Below are 19660 nucleotides of genomic sequence, written 5' to 3' on the forward strand. Positions count from 1 at the left end.
ACACCCAATCCGTCCCGCTTCAGTTCCTAGAAAATGTGGTACTTCTACGGAGAGACGAGTACGGCAATCCGAGTGACAGAGCTCTCAGACTGATCGGAATCAACCGTCTAAACAAGGCCGAACCTCTATATTCAGCAACCTGTACCTATCAATCTCTGAGGATTTCAACAGAGCCTAGTTTTACTAATAAATATGGATTTGACAACACATGGACTCACGAAGGCAATTCCTCTGCGGGAGTGGCGCAGCCATTGGCGCGGCGATCGCTGGATGTACGTCGCTTGGATTGGGATCGGATGACGACCAAGAGTATTCGATCCGCGCATACAATTACTCCGAAAGTGCCAGAACATTTCGTATCCGGATTGGGGAAAGCGAAATTAACTTCTTCCACGTTGAAGAGGTCGAGGTCGAAGCGGAGACAGCCGGCGACACAATCCCTTTTGACGGCGTCCCAGGAGGATTAAGCGTCTCTGTCGATGAGAGAGATGGGTGGAGGAATTGGCAGTTCGCGTGGCCTGTCGAAGGTGGTGGCGGAGCGCCTGCAGCGAGGGCAGATATTCTATTTGATCCGGAGTCCCCACAGGCGATCATCGTGCGGGCGAACTGAGTCTTGAAGGCGGTTTACTCAGGAGCGCTCCGACTACGCGGCCCGCGGCGGTTCGGCATCCGTCCGCCAGGAGAACCGCTCGGTCTCGATCCGGCGGAGCCCCCTATCGACGAGGAACATGAACGCCATCATCGGGAGCACCCATGCGATTATCATGTGGTTCTGGTTCGCCTGGAAGTAGTAGTTAATTATCCCGCCGAGGCCCGTTTCGGTGCCGAATATCTCGGCGATGAGCGTGATCTTCCACGCGAGCGTTACGGTCAGTCGGGTGCTTGCGAAGATGTGTGGATAGAGGTGTGGAATGTATATCCGCTGCCAGATCATGAACGCGGATGCGTCGAACGAGCGCGCCATCCGCGTCAGGTCCGGGTCGAGGTCCTCGATACCCTCCTTGACCGTGATCGCCACGTACGGGGCGACGATCATGAACACGGTGAACACCGCGACGAACCACGTGGTGAATCCGAACCAGATCACCGCGAGGAACGCCCAGATCACGGAGGGAAAAGCGAACGTCGCGAGGACGTACACGTACAGGTATTCGTCGGCTCGCTCGTTGGTTCCCATCACGATTCCGAGCGCGACACCGACGACGAGACAGAGCACGCTCGCGAACGCCACGCGCAACAGCGTGATCCCGTAGTTCTCGACGGGTGCGAACTCCGCGTTCGACCCGAACGCCGCCACGAACGCGGCCGCCAGTTCGGGAGCCGTCGGGAACACGTACGCCGGCGTTGAGACCGCTGCGACGTGCCACACGACGGCGACGAGGAGAACCGACGCCAGGACGGCCGCCTGCTCGCCGAGCCATCGCGGGACGGAGAGACCGGTCGCCCGAGCGTCAGCCGATCCGCTGACACCGGAACCCGCCGAAGTACCCTGGTTACTCATGTCGTCCGTGCCACAGTCTCGTTCCGGACGATCGTACGGCTATGTTCGTCTTCTTACCCAATATCATTCCTTCGGAAGATGATCTAGCGCACGGATGGATAACTCCGTTCCTAATACACCTATACATATTAAGATAGATATCGGCAAAAGGCGAACCGCGAGGGACCACGACGGTCGCCGGTCACAGTCCCCACACCGCCCAGATCGTGGCGGTGGTCACGACGGCCAGGAGGAACTGCAGCGGTGCGCCGACTCGGAGGAAGTCCGCGAACTCGTAGCCGCCGGGACCGTACACCATCAGGTTCGTCTGGTAGCCGACGGGAGTCATAAAGGACGTCGCGGCCGCGAACATCACCGCGAGCAGGAACGTGAACTCGTTGGCCCCGAGCCGAACGGCGGCGTCGACGGCGACCGGGATCATCAACACGACCGTCGCGACCGGCGTGATGACGTTCGCGAGCAGTCCGGTGACCAGATAAAAGAGGAGGAGGACCGCGATCATCGGCAACACCGCTCCGGTCGCGACGAGCAGTTCCGAGAGGGCCGCCGCCCCGCCCGTCTCCTCCATGGCGAGTCCGAGCGGTATCACGCCGGCAAGCAGGAAGATCACGTTCCACGAGACGGCGTCGTACGCGTCCGCGGAGCGCAGACAGCCCGTCACGATCATCGTGAACACGCCCGCGAGCGCCGCGATCACGATGGGGAGGAGATCGAGCGCGGCGACACCGATCACCCCGGCCATGATCGCGACCATCATCGGCGTCTTCGACGAGAGCGGCGCGATCTCGGCGACGTCGGCCTCGGCGATCCGGTCGTACGCCGTCTCGTCGGCGATGATCAGCACGCCCGTGTCGGTGAAATAGCGGATCGACGCCGGCGTCGTTCGGACCAACAGGAGGTCCCCCGGTCGGATCGTCCGCTCGGAGAGGTCCCGACGGATGAGTTCGTCCCCGCGACGAACCGCGAGCACGGTCGTTCGATGGAACTCGCCCAGACCGGTCTCCGCGACCGTCTCGCCGACGTACCGCGAATCATCCGGGACGACGGCCTTCGCGAGGACGTCGTCGGTCGGAGCCTCCTCGAACGTCTCCTCGGTCACGTCGCTGCGGAGGACCTGTCCGAGCGCGGTCGCCTCCCGGAACCGATTTACCGCCTGGAGCGTGCCGTGAACGACGAGTTCGTCATCCTCCTCGATGACCCGGTCGGTGTGGGGCGCACTGAACGCGTCCTCGCCGCGCCGGAGTTGCAGGATCCGGATCTCGGGGTGTGCCTCGTCGAACGCCTCGACGGGCTCGCCGATCGCGGTCGACGACGCTCGGACGCGCATCACGGCGAGATGATCCGCCAGATCGAACTCGCGAACCGCGTCGCTGTCCACCGGAATCCGTGCGGGGACGAGCCGTCGTCCGATCGTCAGCAGGTACACGAGCCCGACGACGAGTATCACGATCCCGACACCCGTGAACTCGAACATCCCGATCCCGTCCCTGCCCGGGATCAACAGGCGGGCGAAGTCGCTCGCGAGGATGTTCGTGGACGTGCCGATCAGCGTGAGCGTGCCGCCGAGGATCGCCGCGTACGACAACGGTAAGAGGAGTTTCGACGGGCTGATCCCCGACTGCTCGGCGAGGTCCGTGATCATCGGCACGAAGACGGCGACGACCGGCGTGTTGTTGATGAATCCCGCGATCGGACCGGTGGTACAGACGGTCGCGACCAGCGCCCGGAACTCCCTTCCGGCGGTGAAGTCGGCCAGGTACATACCGAGCCGCTGAACGAGCCCGGTCGCCTGTATCCCCGCGCTCAGCATGTACATCGCGACGATGGTGAGCGTCGCGGGGTTCGCGAACCCGGATATCGCCCCTCGACCGTCGACGCCGGTCCACGGTTCGAGGACGACGAGCGCCGCGATGACGCCGATCGCCGTCACGTCGTTCGGGATCACCTCGCTGACGAACAGCAGAAGCGCCACACCGATCAGCAGAAAGACCACGACCGCACCCGTCGACAGTCCGAGGAGAGCCATACGTCGTCAACTCGGCTCCCCGTAATGGATGTTACGTCGGAGCGTTCCGTGACCCGTGCTACCGTCGACCGCAACCGATCCGGAGCAGTTCGGTCGCCGCGCGAAATCGACCGACCATCATCCCGGCCAGATCGGAGAGACGTCGCCTAAACGCGGTGTACACGACGGCGACGCCGAGCGTGATCGCCGTGATCGTCCGGAACGACCCGGAGAGCGCGAGCAGCGCGACGCCCCCGGCGACGGACGCGACCAGCAGGTCCTCCGGTGCGCCGTCGTACCGCGTCCAGCGTTTCGCCCGGAGCCACCGTCCTTTGACGTGGTCGTACACCGCCCTGTCAGATTTCCGTTCCCAGGGCCGGAACTCGTGGCTCCCGCCGTATCGGTCCATCCGACAGTGGACCGCGGCCGCAACGAGGAGGCTGGCGACCGCGACGATCCCCGGCGTTCCGACCACGAGCGCGAGGGCGACGGCCGGGATCGACGCGAGCATGTACCCGGTCGGGTAGTGGAGCGTGCGGCGGTGGGTGGCGACGACGTCGAAGTCGGGGAACACGCCGCCGAGGAGGGCCCCGGCGAGGACCGGCGTGGCGAGGTCGGGGACCACGACCGCGACGGGCGTCGCCACCGCCAGCCCGACGAGCGCGTGCGTCGGGAGCATCATACCGGGACGAAGGCGCTCATCGCGCATAAGCGTCAGGACGGGACGGCCGGCGGAACCGATAACACCCGTGTCAGCGGGTCACCCGTCGATCCCTCCGGCCTTTATCCGACCGCGGCTCCCAGTAGGGGTATGAGCAACGACGACCTCGCTCCGGTGACGACGGAGCCTCCGGACGCACCGTTCCACACGACCGGCACCGACCACGTCACGGTGTGGGGGAGCAACGCCGAGGACACGATCGCCTTCTACCGAGACCTGCTCGGGATGCCGCTCGTCTTACGCCAGCCGAACCTCGACGACCCCTCACAGACCCACCTCTTTTTCGACACCGGCGACGATCGCATCCTGACCGTCTTCGTGAGCGACGACCGCCCGTCCGCCCGCGGTCAGCGCCCGGGGGTGGGCGCGGTCCACCACCTGTGTTTCAGCGTCGACCCTGACGAGTACGAGGAGATCATGGCGGCGTTGGAGGACGCCGGTCGCGGCTACAACGTGTTCGACCGCGGGATATTCCACTCCATCTACACGCAGGACAACAACGGACTCGTCATCGAGCTCTCCGCGGACAAATACGAGATCCCGGACGGGCGGAAAGGCGAGGTGCTCGCGACCGCACAGCGGCTCCGCGAGGAGGACGGCGCGGACTTCGCACAGGACCGCCACATGGAGGGGGCGTTAGCGGAGCTCGGTATCGACGTCGTGAAACACGACCTCCCCGACGCGAGCGCGGGGACCGGGGTGAACTGACGTGACCGGTTCACACGCGGGCGAGGACCCCCACGGCGAGGAACCGCTCGTGACGGGCGGAGCCGACCTCGCCGACGCCGACGCGGCGGTCGTCCTCGTTCACGGACGGGGTGCGACCGCGCGGAGCATCCTCGGGTTCGGCGGGCAGATAGCCGGTGAGGGCGTCGCGCTGCTCGCGCCGCAGGCGGCCGCGAACACGTGGTATCCGAACTCCTTCCTGCAGCCGGTCGAGACGAACGAGCCCGGACGGAGCTCCGGGCTCCGTGCGGTCGGGAACGCGGTCGAGACCGCGGTCGACGCCGGGATTCCGACAGACCGGGTGCTCCTCGCGGGATTCTCACAGGGGGCGTGTCTCGCCAGCGAGTTCGTCGCACGAAACCCGACCAGATACGGCGGGCTCGCCGTGTTGAGCGGGGGGCTGATCGGCGAGTCGATCGACGTCGACGACTACCTCGACGCGGCCGACGGTGCGTCGCTCGACGGGACGCCGGCGTTCCTCGGGTGTAGCGACGTCGACCCGCACATTCCCGAGGAGCGCGTCCACGAGACGGATGAGGTACTGACGGCGCTCGACGGCGACGTCACGACCCGAATATACGAGGGGATGGGCCACGGGATCAACGACGACGAGATCGAGTTCGTCTCCGGAATGGTCGCGGATCGACGCTGACGGTCGACGGCCTCACTCGTCCTCGGTCAGGTCGACGTACGTCCGGCGGACGGTCACCGGGGTGACGTCGGCGACGTCCGCGACCGCCGCTTGGGTGCAGTCGGCGTCCAGTTGACGTGCGGCAGTGTACAGACACGCGGCGGCGACGCCGACGGGGTTGCGACCGTTGGCGATCCCCTCCTCGACCGCGCGGTCACCCAGTTCGGTCGCCCGGCGCTCGACGGCGGTCCCACAGTCGAGTTCGGAGGCGAACCGGGGGATGTACTCGGCGGGCGCGGTCGGACCGATCGGGAGCCCGAGCTCGCGGTTCATCGCGTCGAAGGCGGCGGCGTGTTCGTCCTCGGTCGCTTTCGCGTCCGCACACACCTCCTCGACGGACCGGGGAACGTCCGCGGTCCGACAGGCAACGTACACGCAGGCGGCCGCAAACCCCTCCAGGGACCGGCCGCGAAGCAGGCTCTCCGACTGCGCGGAGTCGAACAGCGAACAGGCCGTGTCGCGGATGCTGTCCGGGAGCTCCAGTACGCCCGTGAGACGACGGATCTCCGTGTACGCGTACACCTTGTTGCGGTCGCGCTTCGAGGAGATACGCGCGCGGTTGTGCTGGGTGCGCATCCGGGCGAGGCGGCGGCGCTTGCGCCCCTTCACCTTCGTCGATCGACCGATCTCCGTCGAGAGCCCGCGGTCGTGGCGAGAACGCGTCAGCGGTGCGCCCGTCCGCTCCGGGTTCGTGTCGTCGTCCGCGAACGAGCGCCACTCCGGACCGTGGTCGATCCGGTCCGCCTCCACGACGAGCCCGCAGTCCGCACACACGCGCTCCGTCTCGTCGACCCGCGTGCGGCCGCCACACTCGGGACACTCCTCGGTCGATCGGGCGTCGACGGCGTCGGCGTCCGTGGCGTCGACTCCGACGTCTCCGCGCTCCGTCCGCGTTCGCGTGGCTCCGTCTCCGGCGTTGGCGGCGCGAGTGGTTCGAGTTCCGTGCGACCGAGCGCGAGTCGAGCGTGCCTCACTCATCACACGTGATCCTCGGGCCCGATGCCTTACTTAAACCCGGGTGGATCGCGGGGTGATCGGGGTTCTCGACCGGTGAGAACCGACCGGTTATCGGTTGGTGTTTGTGCTATCGATCCCGTTGCAGTACGGTGGTTTTAACACCGATCGCCGACCAGTCGATGACATGACACTGTCCGAGATCGCGGACGGACTCGAGGTGACGGCCCGTCAGCAGGACCGGGACGTCGCCGTCGCGGACGACACCGACATGCCGCTCGCCGAGCGGCTCCGCGAGCACGCGGACGAGCTTCCGTGTACGCCGGAAGCGACCGCGACGCTGGTCGACGAGTACACCGCCGGCCGGCCGATCGGCGACGTGGCACGCGAGGCGAGCGTCGCGCCGATGACGGCCGCGAAGACGCTACACCGGTGTGGTGTCGCCGGCGTGTGTCCGCTCGCACCGACGCGACGGGGCGTCGTCCGTGACTGGCTGGACGGGCGGCTGGCCCGCAGCGAGGCGGTCGAGCTCACCGGTGGCGACGACGCCGACTTCGCGCTGGCGACGTACGTCGAGACGCACGACCCGATCCCCGACGTCGCGGAGGCGGTCGACGCCGCGGTCGCGGGATCCGCACCGCTCGGCGGCGGGCTCGGCGATGCCGGCTCGGCCGACCTCGGCTCCGGGGCGCTGGGCGACGCGCTGGGTCGTCGGGACGACGTCCGGTAGCTTCCGCCGACGTTTCGCCGCGAACGTCCGTCCGTCGAAGTCGGTCGGTCAAACCGTTCTCCTCGAAGCTCGTAGCCGCCCACAGGACGTGCCGACGGAGCCGTCCACGGCGTGTTCGTCGCGCGCCTCACCCGACTCACCCGCGAGTGTGCGACACCGGCCGGAGGGTTCAACCGCACGAACGACGAACGGGATCCCTATGACGCTCGATGGGGCCCTCGAGGTCGCGGTCACGGACGGGCGCGTGGCGTGTACGTTCACCGTGACGAACGCGGGGACGGAGCCGGTCGATCTGCGGTTCCGGAGCGGTCAGATCGCCGAGGTCACGGTGAGCGGGGACGGCGACGTCGTCTGGCGCTGGAGCGACGGGAGGCTGTTCACGCAGGCGCTCAAGACGATATCGCTCGACGCCGGGGAGCGTCTCACGCACGAGGCGGTCTGGGAGGGACCGAAGCCGGGGACGTATACGGCGAGAGCGGCCCTACAGGCGACGGACGCGACCGTCGTCGACGTCCGTGAGTTCACCGTTCCCGCCCCGTGAACTACCCTCCCCTCGATTCAGCGAAACCGGTCGATCAACCCGTCCTCCTCGAAGCTCACGCCGACGGACGTGCCGAACAGCTCCTCGTACGCCTCGGCGATCGACCGGGCGTACTCGCCGTCGTCCGCCACGGCAGTCGGAGCCGTCGAGATCTCCGGAGCAGTGGGCGGTACGACGATGTCCGCATCGGTCGCCGCGTCGGTCTCCACCGTCTCCTCCCGGCGGGCGACCGCGAGGGTGCCGTCGATTCCCGACCCGACGTCGGCGACCCGGCCGCGGAGTCGCTGGAGCGCGTCCCGACCGTGCGGCGTCGCGGGGCGGACGCCGATGACGCGGTCGGCGGTGGTCACGGCAGCGACGGACTCGTTGGACGCGACCGGGGAGCCGTCGACGATCACGGCGTCGTAGCCGCTCGCCGCCTCCTCGATCCGGCGTTCGAGCTCGCGGGCCGCCTCGACGGTTTTCGCGCGCGCCACGCGCTCGAAGGGGGCGCGGGCCGGGAGCAGGTCCGCCCGCGCCGGCGTGTCCACGTCGCGACCGATGTCCGCGGCGTACGTCGCCGCCGTCAGCGACGCGTCGGTCCGATCGGTGATGAGCGTCGTCAGATCGGTGCCGATCCGACCGGGGACGTACTCGGAGAGGCCCTGCGTGGCGAACGCGGCGTCGACGACCGCCACGTCGCGTCCGTCGCGGACGCCCATCGCCGCCAGTTCGATCGCGGTTCGCGTCGTTCCCGCCCCGCCGGTCGCCCCGACGAGCGCGAGCGTCGTCGCCGTCATACTCGTCGATTCCCGCGGTTTGGTTTGTAAACGCTGTGAAGACGACCGGCGAACGACCGACTACTCCGCGATCGCGTCGGCGACCGCGTCGAGTTCCTCCTCGGAGAGCTCCGGACGGTTCCCGGCGACGGCGTGGATCGGCGCGCCGCCGTCACCGTCGAACCGCGGAACGATGTGCGCGTGTACGTGGGGGACGTCCTGTCCCGCGGCCTCTCCGTCGTTGATCCCGACGTTCGCGGCGTCGGCGTCGACGGCCGCCTGCACGCGCGGGGTGAGTTCGGTCACCGCGTCGAAGAGGGCGCTCGCGTCAGCGGTGGCGAGGTCGCCGATCTGGCGCGCGTGTGCCTTCGGGATCACGAGCGTGTGGCCGCGCGCGAGCGGGTTGGCGTCGAGAAACGCCAGCACGTCGTCGGTCTCGTAGACGGTTCGGGCCGGGATGTCGCCGGCGATGATCGAACAGAAGACGCACTCATCGGACATACGCGACGGATCGACGGCGTGGCGTATGAAGGTTTCCCGGCTGCGGTTCCGAGCGATTGCGTGTGCGGGCAGTGAAGGATCTCACGGGTCCGAGCTCAGCATAATTCGAGGTGGAGCCTCCGACCTCAAGGAGCGAGTGTAGCGAGCGAGTAGGTCGGAGAGGAAACCGACAACAGACGACGCAACCACACGACAGTAGCTACCTGACCCCCAAACTTATAAGAACCGTCAAGTAGTAATCTGAAATATGGAGGTGCGTCGAACTGCGCCGGTCAAACTCGTTGTTCCCGATGAGCGGCGCGACGACCTCCATGAATCTGCACGACAGTTCCTCTACTGTGCGAATCGTGCTGCCGAGTTCTGTTGGGACGACGACTCCTACACGAACTGCATCACTGCGAACTCAACTGCGCGTGACGCGCTCTATGCGGAGCTGCGGGAGGAAACTGACCTCACTGCGAACCTCGTCCAAGAAGCGATTCGCCGCGCCGTCCAAGCAACGAAAGGCGTTGTTGAACGATGGAAACAGGGCAAGCGTGTGAGCCAACCGGAGTTCACCTCGTGGAGCATGGTCTACGATAAGCGGAGTGCGACGTTCTACCGGAACAAAGTCTCGCTCTCAACCGTCAACGGACGTGTCGACTGTGAGTTCGAACTCCCAGCAGACAGCCCGACACCGTACGAACAGTACGTACTGTCTGAAGAATACGAGTTCCGAGCAAGTACACTCCAATACGATAAGGCGACCGACGAGTTCTACTTCCACATTACCACACGGAAGGTCGATTCCGGCAGCGAAGATAGCGTTGAGGTTTCGGAAGATACCGGGCACCAAACAGTCCTTGGTATCGACCTCGGCGTCAACAGCCTTGCTGTCTCCTCAACCGGACGTTTCTGGCAGGGAGACGACTACGACCATTGGTGCCGTGAGTTCGAGAAGCGACGTGGAGAGATGCAACAGCGCGGCACGCAGGCCGCGCACAACGCCCTTCTTCGCCTCGGAAAGCGCGAAGAAGCGTGGCGAAAACAGTACACCCACACAGTTGCCAACGAGATCGTCACGGAAGCTGTCCAACACGACTGCGACGTAATTGCGTTCGAGGAGTTAACGGACATCCGCGAGCAGCTTCCGCACGCGAAATGGCACCATGTTTGGGCGTTCCGACGCCTGTACGAGTACGTCTCCTACAAGGCACCAGAACAAGGCGTCTCCGTGAAGCAAGTCGAGCCGAACCACACGTCCCAACGCTGTTCTCGGACGAACTGTGGCTTTACCCACGAAGCGAACCGTCAGGGAGAACACTTTGAGTGCCAGAAATGCGGCTATGAGGTGAACGCGGATTACAACGCGGCGAAGAATATCGGCGTGCGGTACGCTCGGAAGCGACAGCACAAACTCCGTTCCTCGCCCAAGTCGGGGGACGGAGACGTACCAGTAGACGTGCGTTTGAATGGTGGGATGTTGAACGGCGAGAGTTACCAGCCTATTGCTGGGGACTGATTGCCGGGAGTCCACATCAAAGCCCTACCCTCAAGGACCGAGGCGCAAAGTGCCGAGGGAGTAGGGTAGGGTAGTTTACTCAGCGGTCCGGTTCCTCGGACGTTGCTGGCTCGACGGTGGACGCCGAGTCACGATCGCTTGCGGGGTCGGTGGCGTCGGTGGCGTCGGTGGCGTCGGCGGCGGTCTCGGATCCTTCGACGCCGGGGCCAGTCGTTCCGTCGTCCTCCTCCTCCCGAACCGTGCCGCCGACGACCAGCGCGGCACCGATGATCACGAGGTTCTTGATGATGTACTGTCCCTCCACCGTGAGCCCGTGCGGGAATGTCGCGAACACGACGTCCGGGAGCAGAACGATGGGAAGGAACGTACCCGGCATCTGGAGGAACAGAAGCAGGATGCCGACTCGAATGAGGGGACGGTACAGCAGACAGAGTCCGATGAGCACCTCCCAGACGCCCAGTATCGGGACGAATAGCTCCGGCGGAACGAGGTACACCGTCGACGCGACGAGCTCCGCCGCCGGGCTCCCGCCGATGACCTTCAGCCCGCCGAACCAGACGAACACGACGCCGAGCGCGACGCGAAGCGCCGGCACGCCGAGTCGACTCATGCGGTCGGTGATCGCTCTGTCGATCCGGTCGAACCGCTCACGGACGGTTCGGATCCGGTCCTCCTCGATCAGGTCGCCGTCGGCGAGTTCTGGGTCGGACATTCGCGCTCGCTGAACGTACGGTCTCGACGGGCAAAAAGGACCCTCGGCGTCTCAAGCGACGAGATACCACGCGTCTCACCGATCGCTCTCGGGGAACGGAACGTCGACGAGCGACCCGTCATCGGGGACGAAACAATCGCCGGCGAACGCCTCGCGTGCGCCGCGGAGGATCGACGAGGCGTCGGCCGTGTACCGCGATGAGATGTGGATCAGCGCGAGCCGCTTTGCGCCCGCACGCTCGGCGATGGTTCCCGCCTCACGCCCCGTCGAGTGGGCGGTGTGGCGGGCACGATCGGCCATGTCGTGGGCGAAGGTCGCGTCGTGAACGAGCAGATCCGCGTCCTCGGCGACCTCGACCGTCCGCTCCCGCGGGCGGGTGTCGGCCGTGTACACGAGTTTCCGACCGGGACGGGGGGGACCGACCACCTGCTCCGGTTCGACGACGGTCCCGTCCGGCAGTTCGACGGACTCCCCCTCGTGGAGCCGCCCGAACGCCGGCCCGACGGGGACGCCGAGCTCCTCCGCTCTCGGGCGGTCGAACCGACCGGGGCGGTCGTCCTCAGTGAGCACGTATCCCTGCGAGCGCGTTCGGTGTTCCGTCTCGAACGCTCGTACCTCGTAGTCGTCGGCGTCGAGCGCGACCTCGCCGGGCGCGACGACGTCGAACCGGACCGGGAACGCGGGATCGTGTCCGACGGCATGAACGAGACCCACCAGGTCATCGCGCGTGTTCGGCGGGCAGTGGACCGTCAGTCGCTCCTCGCGATCGTTGAAATCGAGGGTCTGTATCAGTCCGGGGATCCCGAGCACGTGGTCGCCGTGGAGGTGGGAGACGAACAGGTGGTCGATGCCGAACCCCGTGCCGAACCGCATCATCTGCCGCTGGGTCCCCTCGCCGCAGTCGAACAGCAGGCGGTCCCCCTCGCGATTGACGAACAGTGCGCTCGGCGCTCGCTCGGTGGTCGGGACGGCACCGCCCGTCCCGAGAAACGTGACGCGAAGGGACATACCCGAGCGTGGGTCGGCGTTTTTAAACCGGTGTCGATGTGATCGGGTCCATGGACGATTCGATCGCCGAACTCGTGAAGCTCGACGGCTGGCACGCGGAGGGTGCGGCCGCACGCGTCCACTACGAAGGGGCCGGCGACCGGTTCGCGGTGGAGTACTACGCGGGCACGGACGCGGTCCTCTACTGGTCGGTGCCCGACGACGACGGGTCGTCGACGGCGTCGCCGGTCGCGCGCGCGAGCGTCCCGAACCCCCTCCGGAAGCGGATCCGTCGGGACCTGGCCGCGGCCGACGTCGATCCCGAAGTCGAGCGGCGGGAGATCTGAGTCGGCATCGGCCGGGTCGCGCCGACCCGGAAGGAAGGCTCTTTGCGACGGTGACCGAACCGAACGCAATGAGTAGCATCGACTGGGACGACGACGACCCGTTCGAGGAGCAACGGGAGCGCGTCGAGAACCCGATGAAACGGCTGTTCGCCGTGTACGGTCGCGATTACGTGTTCCCCGTGACGGTCGGCATCGTCGCCAGCGTCTTCGCTCGTCTCCTCGATCTCCTCCCGCCGCTCATGTTGGGCATCGCCATCGACGCGATATTCCGGCAGGACGCCGCGTTCAGCGAGCAGATACCGCTCGTTCTCATCCCGGCAGCGTGGCTGCCGACGACACAGTCCGGGCAGTTTTGGTTCGTGATCGCCGTGATAGCCGGCGCGTTCGGGATCGGCGCGGCGTTTCACTGGGTTCGGAACTGGGGGTTCAACGCGTTCGCACAGCACATCCAACACGACGTTCGATCGGACACGTACGATCGGATGCAGCGACTGAACATGGAGTTCTTTGCGGACAAGCAGACGGGGGAGATGATGTCGATCCTCTCGAACGACGTGAACCGGCTCGAACGGTTTCTCAACGACGGGATGAACTCCTTGTTCCGGCTAGCGGTGATGGTGCTCGGTATCGGCGTCCTCCTCTTTTGGATCAACTGGCAACTCGCACTGATCGCGTTGTTGCCGGTTCCGATCATCGCCGGAGTCACGTACCTGTTCATCAGGATCATCCAGCCGAAGTACGCCGAGGTTCGATCGACGGTCGGAACGCTGAACTCCCGTCTGGAGAACAACCTCGGCGGGATCCAGGTGATCAAATCCTCGAACACCGAGGCGTACGAGTCCGATCGGGTCGACGACTCCTCGATGGACTACTTCGACGCCAACTGGGACGCCATCGAGACGCGGATCAAGTTCTTCCCCGCGCTTCGGGTGCTCGCCGGCGTCGGCTTCGTACTCACGTTCATCGTCGGTGGCCTCTGGGTGTTCCAAGGCCCGCCAGGTCCGTTCACCGGAGACCTCTCGGTCGGGATGTTCGTCGTGTTCATCCTCTACACGCAGCGGTTCATCTGGCCGATGGCGCAGTTCGGGCAGATAATCAACATGTATCAGCGTGCTCGCGCCTCCGCGGCGCGCGTCTTCGGGCTGATGGACGAACCGAACCGGCTCGCCGAGACGCCCGACGCCGAACCGCTGGCGGTGGAACGCGGAACCGTCGAGTACGACGACGTGAGCTTCGGGTACGACGAGGAGACGATCATCGACGACATCGACTTCCGGGTCGACGGCGGCGACACGCTCGCGCTCGTCGGGCCGACCGGGGCCGGGAAATCAACCGTTCTCAAGCTCCTCTTGCGGATGTACGACGTGGACGAGGGTGCCATCACCATCGACGGACAGGACGTTCGCGACGTGACGTTGCCCTCCCTGCGCCGCGCCATCGGCTACGTCGGGCAGTCGTCGTACCTCTTTTACGGCACCGTACGGGAGAACATCGCGTACGGCACCTTCGACGCCACCGACGAGGAGATCCGCGAGGCCGCGAAGGCCGCAGAGGCCCACGAGTTCATCAGTAACCTCTCGGACGGATACGAGACGATGGTCGGCGAGCGCGGCGTGAAGCTCTCGGGCGGACAGCGACAACGAATCACCATCGCGCGGGCGATGTTGAAGGACCCGGACATCCTGGTCCTCGACGAGGCGACCTCCGACGTCGACACGGAGACGGAGATGCTGATACAGCGATCGCTCGATCGACTGACCGACGACAGGACGACGTTCGCGATCGCGCATCGACTGTCGACGATCAAGGACGCGGACGTGATCCTCGTGTTGGAGGGCGGCGCGATCGTCGAGCGCGGAACCCACGAGGAGTTGCTCGGGAACGACGGACTGTACGCACACCTATGGGGCGTGCAAGCGGGAGAGATCGACGAGCTTCCACAGGAGTTCATCGACCGAGCACAGCGTCGGACCGCACGGATCGTCGATGACGCGGAGACGGACGGCGACTGACCGCGATCAAACGGACTTCCGGCTCCACTCGTCGTCGTCGGCCACCGAGCGGACGTCGTCGAGTGACCCCCTGAACGCGTCGGCGGCCGCGGCTCCGTCGAGGATCGCGTCCCGGACGTCGTGTGGCTCACGGAACGTCTCCCGGTCCACGCGGCCCAACACGTCCTCCAGCAGTGAGGGCCCTTCCGGGAGGTCCAGTTCGAATCCCCCGTACACCTCGATCAGTTCGGTGCGCGTCACCGGGTATTGATGCTCTCTGAGCGCCTCGCGCAGTGGCCCGAAGTCGACGCGTTCACCCTGTGTGTCTTCGCTCCCCATGGGTCGGCCACGACATCGAGGGAGTTAACGTTCGGGGTGTGGCGAGCGCTCGACCGCCGGCTATACGTTATCCGGGACCACAGCGACCGTATGCGACTCGCGGACCAGACATGGACCGACGTGCGCGACGCCACGGTCGACGTCGCAGTCGTCCCCGTCGGCAGCACCGAACAACACGGGCCACACGCGCCGCTCGGAACCGACACGCTCACCGCCGTCAGCGTCGCGGAGACCGCGGCGTCGGCGTACGCCGCCGAACCTCGTGACGGAGTCGCCGACGACGTCACGCGCGGCGAGGCGGTCGTAACCCCGCCGGTTCCGATCGGTGTCGCCGAGGAGCACCGGGCGTTCGACGGAACGATGTGGGTGAGTCCCGACACGTTCCGCGCGTACGTCCGCGAGGCGGCGGCGTCGCTTACGGCACACGGGATCGATCGAGTCGTGTTCGCGAACGGCCACGGCGGTAACGTCGAGGCGCTCGCGGAGGTGGCTCGACGATACTCCCGCGACGACGACCACGACGGCTACGCGGTCGCGTTCACGTGGTTCGAGGCCGTCGGCGAGCACGCGAGCGATATGGGTCACGCCGGGCCGTTAGAGACGGCACTGCTGCGCGCGACGAACCCCGACCTCGTTCGCGAGGATCGGATCGCGGACGCGAGCGACGGTGCCGCTGACCGATGGGGCGAGTGGGTGTCCGGAGTCAACCTCACACACGATTCCGAGGAGTTCACCGACAACGGCGTCGTCGGGGATCCCGCCGCGGGCGACGAGGTGCTCGGCGCGGAACTGCTCGACCGCGCGAGCGACGCCCTCGCGGAGCTACTGCGGGCCGTCGTGGACAGAGACGTGCGGGCGTGAGGGCGGAATCACTCGTCGTCCGCCACCGCGGGATGGCCCTCCGGCGCGGTCGCGAGGAGTCGGTCGTACACGTCGAGTGCCCGGTCCCGGACGTCGGCGACCGAGACGCCCGCCAGTGAGGAGACGTCGCTATCGGCAGCGACGGCCCGCTCCGCTCCCGGAACGGTTCCGGCAGCCATCGCGAGGACGCCGCCCATCCCGACGCCCTCCTTCGCCTCCCCCCGACGGTACGCGTCCGTCATCGGATGGGAAACGGCATCGAACCGCGGGTCCGTGACCGCGAGGTCGACGTCGAGGTCGGCCGCGAGCCCCCGGACGTCGGCGCTGTCGTCCCGAGCCACGAACGACGTCGTCGCGACCGATAGGGGCGCGTCGACGCCGAACGCGCGTACCAACGCCGCGACTGCACACATCTGTGTCCCTCCGGCGAGCGTCACGCGCCCACCGCGATCGACGACGCCGAGCGCGACGCCCGTCACCCCGGCCAACGCCGGGTCCCCCACGGCGCGGAGCACGCGCCGAGGCGCTCCCGCTCCGTCGCCCGGATCGAGTCCGCTCGCGTCGAGTGCGGCGTCGACGACCCGGCGCTTCCGCTCGACGGGGTTGTCGGGGAGCGACGAGGAGACGCCGGTCCGCTCGCCGAGCGCGGCGAGCGTCGCCATCGCGGTCGTCGTCCCGCCGGGAACCGTCTCCGCGAGTACGACGTGATCGTCGTCGAGGGACCGCCCGTACTCGCGGGCACGCTGGATCGTGTTCTCGGCGCTCGGAAGGGCGACCGGCTCCCTGACGTCGAGTCCCGCGGTCGTCGAGACGGTGTGGTCGGCGACGTCGACCGGACGAGCCGCCCCCGCATCGATCACGTCGACGTCGAACCCCAACAGCTCACGGCCCGCACGGGTGACGACCGCGGGCGTGGGACAGCCCGTCGGGCTCACCGGAACGACGCCCGTCCCACGCGGTCGTCCGCGCGTCAGAATCTCCGCGTCCGCGGCCGGCGTGTGGGCGAGCAGCGCTGGTGACGCCCCCGCGGCGCTTATCCCGTCGATCCGCGCCGTCGCCGTCGTACCGGTCACCAGAACGAATCGCATGGTTCCGAGAGCGCACACGCACACTTGAGCGATCCGGGACGGCGCGTTCGAGGTGTGCGACCGACCCGACCGGTTCGTGCGGCGACGTGACCAGCCGTCGGCTCACGACGGGATCAATCGGTCCGCCACACGTCGGGGGCGACGCCGAGACGGCGAACGACCGACGGATACGCGACCGCGACGAGCAACACGATCAGCAACGACTGCCAGAACGCGAGCCCGCCATAGACGCTCTCCACGAGCGTAATCAGCGCGAGCATGGTGACGAACATCACCGCCCAGTGCGGCGCGAGCTGGCGGATCTTCTCGGAAGTCGAGGTCATACCGGACGTATCCGCCAGAAACGCTAGTGGTTATCGGTCGCGCTCGGTCGGCCGTCTCGGTCAGTATCGCGACGGGATGAACGCGGCCGCCGCCAGCAGCACCGCGCCGAGAACGCTGACGATCAACACGTTCCAGAGCCCGTTGTCGTACTGTTCGAGGCGGTCGACTTCGGCGAGTTGCGCCTCGTACGCCGCGAGATCGGTCGAGAGCGTCAGCGTCGACCCGTCCGGGAAGTTCGCGACGAACTCCGTGTCACCGAGCGTGATGACCGACTCCTGACCGACGTCGAGGCTCATCACCTCTGGACCCTCCCAGACGAGCGTCACTTCCCCCTCGGTGACCGCGTCGACGGTGACGGTCTGCCCGTCGTACTCGAGTTCGTCACCCACCGCGAACGTGCGCTGTTCGGGGGCCGGGAAGTACTCGTCGGCCGGCACGAGCCGGTCATCGCCGTCCTCATCGGAGACCACGACGTACTCCTCGCCGTCACGCTCGACCGTCTCGTTGCCCGCGTTCGGGTCGTCAGCGAGGATCGCCTCTCGGTCGAGGACCTCGACCAGCGTGAACTCGGTCGGCTCCTCGCCCTCGATGTGAACCCGCCACTCATCGCCGTCGAACTCGACGACGGACTCGTTGGCCCACGTCTCGGACTGCTCGGTTATCTCCTCCCACTCGATCTGGCCGGATCGCTCGATCTCGACGTCACCGACGTCGTCCTCCGCTTCCGTCTCCGTGACGGCGACGACGGTGTACTCCTGTCCATCCACCTCGAACGTGTCATTCTCGGACAGCTCGAACTCCGGGTCTTCGAACGTGAGCTCCGGCGATTCGGCCGTCGCGATGAGCGCGCCCGCCGCGGCCCCAACTAAGAGGAAGAGCGCGACGTACACGGCTACAGCGCGTCGTTGCATGGTTCCAGCATGGGTCACCCTGCGTATAACGGTTACTAACGAGGTCTATCGGACGGGTCGATCCACCCCCGAGAAGACGTGACGCGAAGCACGAACGCAACCGCGAGCAGCGCATCCAACGTATCACAGTTCAACGACGTGGCCGTCGGACGGGGAGAAAATTCCATCGACGCCCGACAATTTATGCGCCCACCTGCAAACGAACCTCTATGGGCGGGATCGAGCTGCGGAACGGAACACTCGTCGTGGAACGTGAACCGAATCAGCTCGACGACCTGGCGGTCGGATTCTCCGAGATTCTCGGTCAGTTCGAAATCGAGCACGTCTACGTCGCGGGATACGTCTCCATCCTCGCTGGTCGGGCACGCTCTACGGAAGACATCGACGTCCTCATCGAACGAATCGACGAGGAGACTGCGGACGAACTCGCGGAGACGCTCGACGAGGAGGGGTTCTGGGGCCCAGCGATGCCGCTCACTTCGATGTACGAGATGCTCGATAACGGCGACAACATCTGGGTCGCTCCGAAGGACCAGATTACGCCGCATCTCGAAGTCAAGTTCGTACGCGACGAGTTTGACCGCGCGTCCCTCGAAAACGCGATCACGGCCCGAATCGGTGGAAAGATAGTTCCGATAGGCCCCTTAGAGCTCCAGGTCGCGTACAAACTCCACCTCGGTGCGCAAAAAGACATCGAGGACGCAGTCCACCTGTTCACGCTTTTCGGGGGAACTCTTAGTGTGCCCCACCTCGAAGAGTGGGTAACGCGACTCGGCGTCGAAGACGAATATGAGCGACTCAAACGCGCGTGAACATCTCGGCGTGAAGCACGAACGTAACCGTCAGCAGCGCATCGAACGTATCAAACGCTGGGTCGAATACATCAACGCAGAACCACCCGAGACGTGGGGTCCACAGCAGAACGCGGTCGTCAATGACCAACTTGACGCGGCCCAAAGCGTCCAGACGTCCGCTTCACACCAGCAACACGTGAAAGACGTCGCGGCGGAGATCCTCGAAGTGATCGACGAAGCCGACGCCGATTCGGAGTAGCCGATTCCCCCTGCGAAGCGTCTACCAAGAATCGGGGACGTCGCGTCTCGAAACGGGTGGTACTGTCAAGACGTGGCCGTCTTGGGTTTAAAGTACCGTATGAGAAGCCAAGGGCCGGATTTGAACCGGCGTTGGGCGGCTCTGCAGGCCGCTGCGTCTGACCAGACTCTGCCACCTTGGCGCTATCGGATGTACCGCCGTCGTCCGCTTAAGCCTAGCGGAACACGGAAGCGGATCGTCCGCGCGTGCGCTACCGGCGACGTTCCCCCTTCGAAATGCAAATCGGCCCACGGACAGCGTGTTCGTGGGCCGATACCGTATGAATGAGAGGCGGCGAAACGAGGCTCCCAGAGGGTCTCCCACTCCAGTACTGCTCGTAACGCAGGTGAGCTTAACTTCCGTGTTCGGAACGGGTACG

22 protein-coding genes, 1 tRNA gene, 1 rRNA gene and 1 pseudogene are annotated in these 19660 nt (G+C 65.9%); 11 read left to right on the forward strand and 14 right to left on the reverse strand.

Annotated features, from left to right (window positions below; translation table 11 throughout):
- Nucleotides 1-208: 208 nt before the first annotated feature.
- Nucleotides 209-610 (forward strand): hypothetical protein, encoded by a 402-nt coding sequence (locus tag ACNSN7_RS15195; RefSeq protein ID WP_418283147.1) that lies wholly within the window; start codon nucleotides 209-211, stop codon nucleotides 608-610.
- A 33-nt stretch (nucleotides 611-643) separates the two neighbouring features.
- Here the strand turns inward: ACNSN7_RS15195 and ACNSN7_RS15200 are convergent, their stop codons facing one another.
- The 3 genes from ACNSN7_RS15200 to ACNSN7_RS15210 form a co-directional block, all read right to left on the reverse strand.
- Nucleotides 644-1501, reverse strand: a complete 858-nt coding sequence (locus tag ACNSN7_RS15200) for an ABC transporter permease (protein WP_418283148.1) — start codon at nucleotides 1499-1501, stop codon at nucleotides 644-646.
- Between the two features lie 181 nt (nucleotides 1502-1682).
- Entirely contained in the window at nucleotides 1683-3527 is a 1845-nt protein-coding gene (locus tag ACNSN7_RS15205) for an SLC13 family permease (protein WP_418283149.1), read from the reverse strand.
- Nucleotides 3528-3585: 58 nt separating this feature from the next.
- Nucleotides 3586-4188, reverse strand: coding sequence for a metal-dependent hydrolase (locus ACNSN7_RS15210; protein ID WP_418283150.1), 603 nt, complete (start codon nucleotides 4186-4188; stop codon nucleotides 3586-3588).
- A 129-nt stretch (nucleotides 4189-4317) separates the two neighbouring features.
- On the opposite strand from ACNSN7_RS15210, the gene ACNSN7_RS15215 reads away from it, so the two are divergent.
- Nucleotides 4318-4935, forward strand: coding sequence for a VOC family protein (locus tag ACNSN7_RS15215; RefSeq protein WP_418283151.1), 618 nt, complete (start codon nucleotides 4318-4320; stop codon nucleotides 4933-4935).
- Between the two features lies 1 nt (nucleotide 4936).
- The gene (locus tag ACNSN7_RS15220) at nucleotides 4937-5605 is read left to right on the forward strand and encodes an alpha/beta hydrolase (protein ID WP_418283152.1); all 669 of its coding nucleotides are present in this window, start codon (nucleotides 4937-4939) and stop codon (nucleotides 5603-5605) included.
- A 12-nt stretch (nucleotides 5606-5617) separates the two neighbouring features.
- Here ACNSN7_RS15220 and ACNSN7_RS15225 read toward each other — a convergent pair whose 3' ends face one another.
- On the reverse strand, nucleotides 5618-6622 hold the full coding sequence (locus ACNSN7_RS15225) for a transcription initiation factor IIB (RefSeq protein ID WP_418283153.1): 1005 nt from the start codon (nucleotides 6620-6622) through the stop codon (nucleotides 5618-5620).
- A gap of 163 nt (nucleotides 6623-6785) precedes the next feature.
- On the opposite strand from ACNSN7_RS15225, the gene ACNSN7_RS15230 reads away from it, so the two are divergent.
- Together ACNSN7_RS15230 and ACNSN7_RS15235 are read left to right on the forward strand one after the other, a co-directional pair.
- Nucleotides 6786-7328: a DUF7858 family protein gene (locus ACNSN7_RS15230; protein WP_418283154.1), complete on the forward strand. Its 543-nt coding sequence runs from the start codon at nucleotides 6786-6788 to the stop codon at nucleotides 7326-7328.
- Nucleotides 7329-7527: 199 nt separating this feature from the next.
- Nucleotides 7528-7869, forward strand: coding sequence for a BsuPI-related putative proteinase inhibitor (locus tag ACNSN7_RS15235; RefSeq protein ID WP_418283155.1), 342 nt, complete (start codon nucleotides 7528-7530; stop codon nucleotides 7867-7869).
- A gap of 17 nt (nucleotides 7870-7886) precedes the next feature.
- On the opposite strand, the gene ACNSN7_RS15240 is transcribed toward ACNSN7_RS15235, so the two are convergent.
- Both ACNSN7_RS15240 and ACNSN7_RS15245 read right to left on the reverse strand, forming a co-directional pair.
- A complete protein-coding gene (locus tag ACNSN7_RS15240; protein ID WP_418283156.1) occupies nucleotides 7887-8648 on the reverse strand; it encodes a ParA family protein in 762 nt (253 codons plus the stop codon).
- Between the two features lie 60 nt (nucleotides 8649-8708).
- A complete protein-coding gene (locus ACNSN7_RS15245; protein WP_418283157.1) occupies nucleotides 8709-9128 on the reverse strand; it encodes an HIT family protein in 420 nt (139 codons plus the stop codon).
- Nucleotides 9129-9375: 247 nt separating this feature from the next.
- Here ACNSN7_RS15245 and ACNSN7_RS15250 point away from each other — a divergent pair, with 247 nt between their 5' ends.
- On the forward strand, nucleotides 9376-10629 hold the full coding sequence (locus ACNSN7_RS15250; RefSeq protein WP_418283158.1) for an RNA-guided endonuclease InsQ/TnpB family protein: 1254 nt from the start codon (nucleotides 9376-9378) through the stop codon (nucleotides 10627-10629).
- A gap of 220 nt (nucleotides 10630-10849) precedes the next feature.
- Here the strand turns inward: ACNSN7_RS15250 and ACNSN7_RS15255 are convergent.
- Together ACNSN7_RS15255 and rnz are read right to left on the reverse strand one after the other, a co-directional pair.
- Nucleotides 10850-11341 (reverse strand): annotated as a pseudogene (locus ACNSN7_RS15255) (hypothetical protein); the annotation flags it as partial.
- A 75-nt stretch (nucleotides 11342-11416) separates the two neighbouring features.
- Nucleotides 11417-12349 carry a ribonuclease Z gene (gene rnz, locus ACNSN7_RS15260; RefSeq protein ID WP_418283159.1) on the reverse strand — a complete coding sequence of 311 codons (933 nt, stop codon included), beginning with the start codon at nucleotides 12347-12349 and terminating at the stop codon, nucleotides 11417-11419.
- A 50-nt stretch (nucleotides 12350-12399) separates the two neighbouring features.
- Here rnz and ACNSN7_RS15265 point away from each other — a divergent pair, with 50 nt between their 5' ends.
- Nucleotides 12400-12675, forward strand: a complete 276-nt coding sequence (locus ACNSN7_RS15265; RefSeq protein WP_418283160.1) for a DUF7538 family protein — start codon at nucleotides 12400-12402, stop codon at nucleotides 12673-12675.
- A gap of 68 nt (nucleotides 12676-12743) precedes the next feature.
- Entirely contained in the window at nucleotides 12744-14687 is a 1944-nt protein-coding gene (locus ACNSN7_RS15270; protein WP_418283161.1) for an ABC transporter ATP-binding protein, read from the forward strand.
- 6 nt (nucleotides 14688-14693) lie between these two features.
- Here the strand turns inward: ACNSN7_RS15270 and ACNSN7_RS15275 are convergent, their stop codons facing one another.
- Complete coding sequence (locus ACNSN7_RS15275; RefSeq protein ID WP_418283162.1) at nucleotides 14694-15005, reverse strand: DUF5789 family protein; 312 nt, start codon at nucleotides 15003-15005, stop codon at nucleotides 14694-14696.
- Between the two features lie 90 nt (nucleotides 15006-15095).
- Here ACNSN7_RS15275 and ACNSN7_RS15280 point away from each other — a divergent pair, with 90 nt between their 5' ends.
- On the forward strand, nucleotides 15096-15866 hold the full coding sequence (locus ACNSN7_RS15280; RefSeq protein WP_418283163.1) for a creatininase family protein: 771 nt from the start codon (nucleotides 15096-15098) through the stop codon (nucleotides 15864-15866).
- Between the two features lie 8 nt (nucleotides 15867-15874).
- Here ACNSN7_RS15280 and cobT read toward each other — a convergent pair whose 3' ends face one another.
- From cobT to ACNSN7_RS15295, 3 genes are all read right to left on the reverse strand, one after another.
- Nucleotides 15875-16954 (reverse strand): nicotinate mononucleotide-dependent phosphoribosyltransferase CobT, encoded by a 1080-nt coding sequence (gene cobT / locus ACNSN7_RS15285; protein ID WP_418283164.1) that lies wholly within the window; start codon nucleotides 16952-16954, stop codon nucleotides 15875-15877.
- A gap of 113 nt (nucleotides 16955-17067) precedes the next feature.
- Nucleotides 17068-17277, reverse strand: coding sequence for a hypothetical protein (locus ACNSN7_RS15290; protein ID WP_418283165.1), 210 nt, complete (start codon nucleotides 17275-17277; stop codon nucleotides 17068-17070).
- 60 nt (nucleotides 17278-17337) lie between these two features.
- Nucleotides 17338-18189: a DUF8231 family protein gene (locus tag ACNSN7_RS15295; protein WP_418283166.1), complete on the reverse strand. Its 852-nt coding sequence runs from the start codon at nucleotides 18187-18189 to the stop codon at nucleotides 17338-17340.
- A gap of 209 nt (nucleotides 18190-18398) precedes the next feature.
- Here ACNSN7_RS15295 and ACNSN7_RS15300 point away from each other — a divergent pair, with 209 nt between their 5' ends.
- Together ACNSN7_RS15300 and ACNSN7_RS15305 are read left to right on the forward strand one after the other, a co-directional pair.
- A complete protein-coding gene (locus tag ACNSN7_RS15300; RefSeq protein WP_418283167.1) occupies nucleotides 18399-19001 on the forward strand; it encodes a hypothetical protein in 603 nt (200 codons plus the stop codon).
- Nucleotides 18979-19242 carry a DUF8150 family protein gene (locus tag ACNSN7_RS15305; protein WP_418283168.1) on the forward strand — a complete coding sequence of 88 codons (264 nt, stop codon included), beginning with the start codon at nucleotides 18979-18981 and terminating at the stop codon, nucleotides 19240-19242. The genes ACNSN7_RS15300 and ACNSN7_RS15305 overlap by 23 nt, the downstream gene beginning before the upstream one ends.
- Before the next feature lie 105 nt (nucleotides 19243-19347).
- Here ACNSN7_RS15305 and ACNSN7_RS15310 read toward each other — a convergent pair.
- A tRNA-Cys gene (locus ACNSN7_RS15310) sits at nucleotides 19348-19423 on the reverse strand.
- A 144-nt stretch (nucleotides 19424-19567) separates the two neighbouring features.
- Nucleotides 19568-19660 (reverse strand): 5S ribosomal RNA (gene rrf / locus ACNSN7_RS15315); the annotation flags it as partial.

Origin of the sequence: Halorubrum rarum, assembly GCF_048380895.1 — an archaeon.
Lineage (GTDB): Archaea > Halobacteriota > Halobacteria > Halobacteriales > Haloferacaceae > Halorubrum.

Excerpts from the sequence above, each read along its gene's own strand:
- ACNSN7_RS15195 (WP_418283147.1), top strand. The coding sequence starts at position 209 with ATGGACTCACGAAGGCAATTCCTCTGCGGGAGTGGCGCAGCCATTGGC.
- ACNSN7_RS15200 (WP_418283148.1), bottom strand. The coding sequence starts at position 1,501 with ATGAGTAACCAGGGTACTTCGGCGGGTTCCGGTGTCAGCGGATCGGCT.
- ACNSN7_RS15205 (WP_418283149.1), bottom strand. The coding sequence starts at position 3,527 with ATGGCTCTCCTCGGACTGTCGACGGGTGCGGTCGTGGTCTTTCTGCTG.
- ACNSN7_RS15210 (WP_418283150.1), bottom strand. The coding sequence starts at position 4,188 with ATGATGCTCCCGACGCACGCGCTCGTCGGGCTGGCGGTGGCGACGCCC.
- ACNSN7_RS15215 (WP_418283151.1), top strand. The coding sequence starts at position 4,318 with ATGAGCAACGACGACCTCGCTCCGGTGACGACGGAGCCTCCGGACGCA.
- ACNSN7_RS15225 (WP_418283153.1), bottom strand. The coding sequence starts at position 6,622 with ATGAGTGAGGCACGCTCGACTCGCGCTCGGTCGCACGGAACTCGAACC.
- ACNSN7_RS15230 (WP_418283154.1), top strand. The coding sequence starts at position 6,786 with ATGACACTGTCCGAGATCGCGGACGGACTCGAGGTGACGGCCCGTCAG.
- ACNSN7_RS15235 (WP_418283155.1), top strand. The coding sequence starts at position 7,528 with ATGACGCTCGATGGGGCCCTCGAGGTCGCGGTCACGGACGGGCGCGTG.
- ACNSN7_RS15240 (WP_418283156.1), bottom strand. The coding sequence starts at position 8,648 with ATGACGGCGACGACGCTCGCGCTCGTCGGGGCGACCGGCGGGGCGGGA.
- ACNSN7_RS15245 (WP_418283157.1), bottom strand. The coding sequence starts at position 9,128 with ATGTCCGATGAGTGCGTCTTCTGTTCGATCATCGCCGGCGACATCCCG.
- ACNSN7_RS15250 (WP_418283158.1), top strand. The coding sequence starts at position 9,376 with ATGGAGGTGCGTCGAACTGCGCCGGTCAAACTCGTTGTTCCCGATGAG.
- rnz (WP_418283159.1), bottom strand. The coding sequence starts at position 12,349 with ATGTCCCTTCGCGTCACGTTTCTCGGGACGGGCGGTGCCGTCCCGACC.
- ACNSN7_RS15265 (WP_418283160.1), top strand. The coding sequence starts at position 12,400 with ATGGACGATTCGATCGCCGAACTCGTGAAGCTCGACGGCTGGCACGCG.
- ACNSN7_RS15270 (WP_418283161.1), top strand. The coding sequence starts at position 12,744 with ATGAGTAGCATCGACTGGGACGACGACGACCCGTTCGAGGAGCAACGG.
- ACNSN7_RS15275 (WP_418283162.1), bottom strand. The coding sequence starts at position 15,005 with ATGGGGAGCGAAGACACACAGGGTGAACGCGTCGACTTCGGGCCACTG.
- ACNSN7_RS15280 (WP_418283163.1), top strand. The coding sequence starts at position 15,096 with ATGCGACTCGCGGACCAGACATGGACCGACGTGCGCGACGCCACGGTC.
- cobT (WP_418283164.1), bottom strand. The coding sequence starts at position 16,954 with ATGCGATTCGTTCTGGTGACCGGTACGACGGCGACGGCGCGGATCGAC.
- ACNSN7_RS15290 (WP_418283165.1), bottom strand. The coding sequence starts at position 17,277 with ATGACCTCGACTTCCGAGAAGATCCGCCAGCTCGCGCCGCACTGGGCG.
- ACNSN7_RS15295 (WP_418283166.1), bottom strand. The coding sequence starts at position 18,189 with ATGCAACGACGCGCTGTAGCCGTGTACGTCGCGCTCTTCCTCTTAGTT.
- ACNSN7_RS15300 (WP_418283167.1), top strand. The coding sequence starts at position 18,399 with ATGGGCGGGATCGAGCTGCGGAACGGAACACTCGTCGTGGAACGTGAA.
- ACNSN7_RS15305 (WP_418283168.1), top strand. The coding sequence starts at position 18,979 with ATGAGCGACTCAAACGCGCGTGAACATCTCGGCGTGAAGCACGAACGT.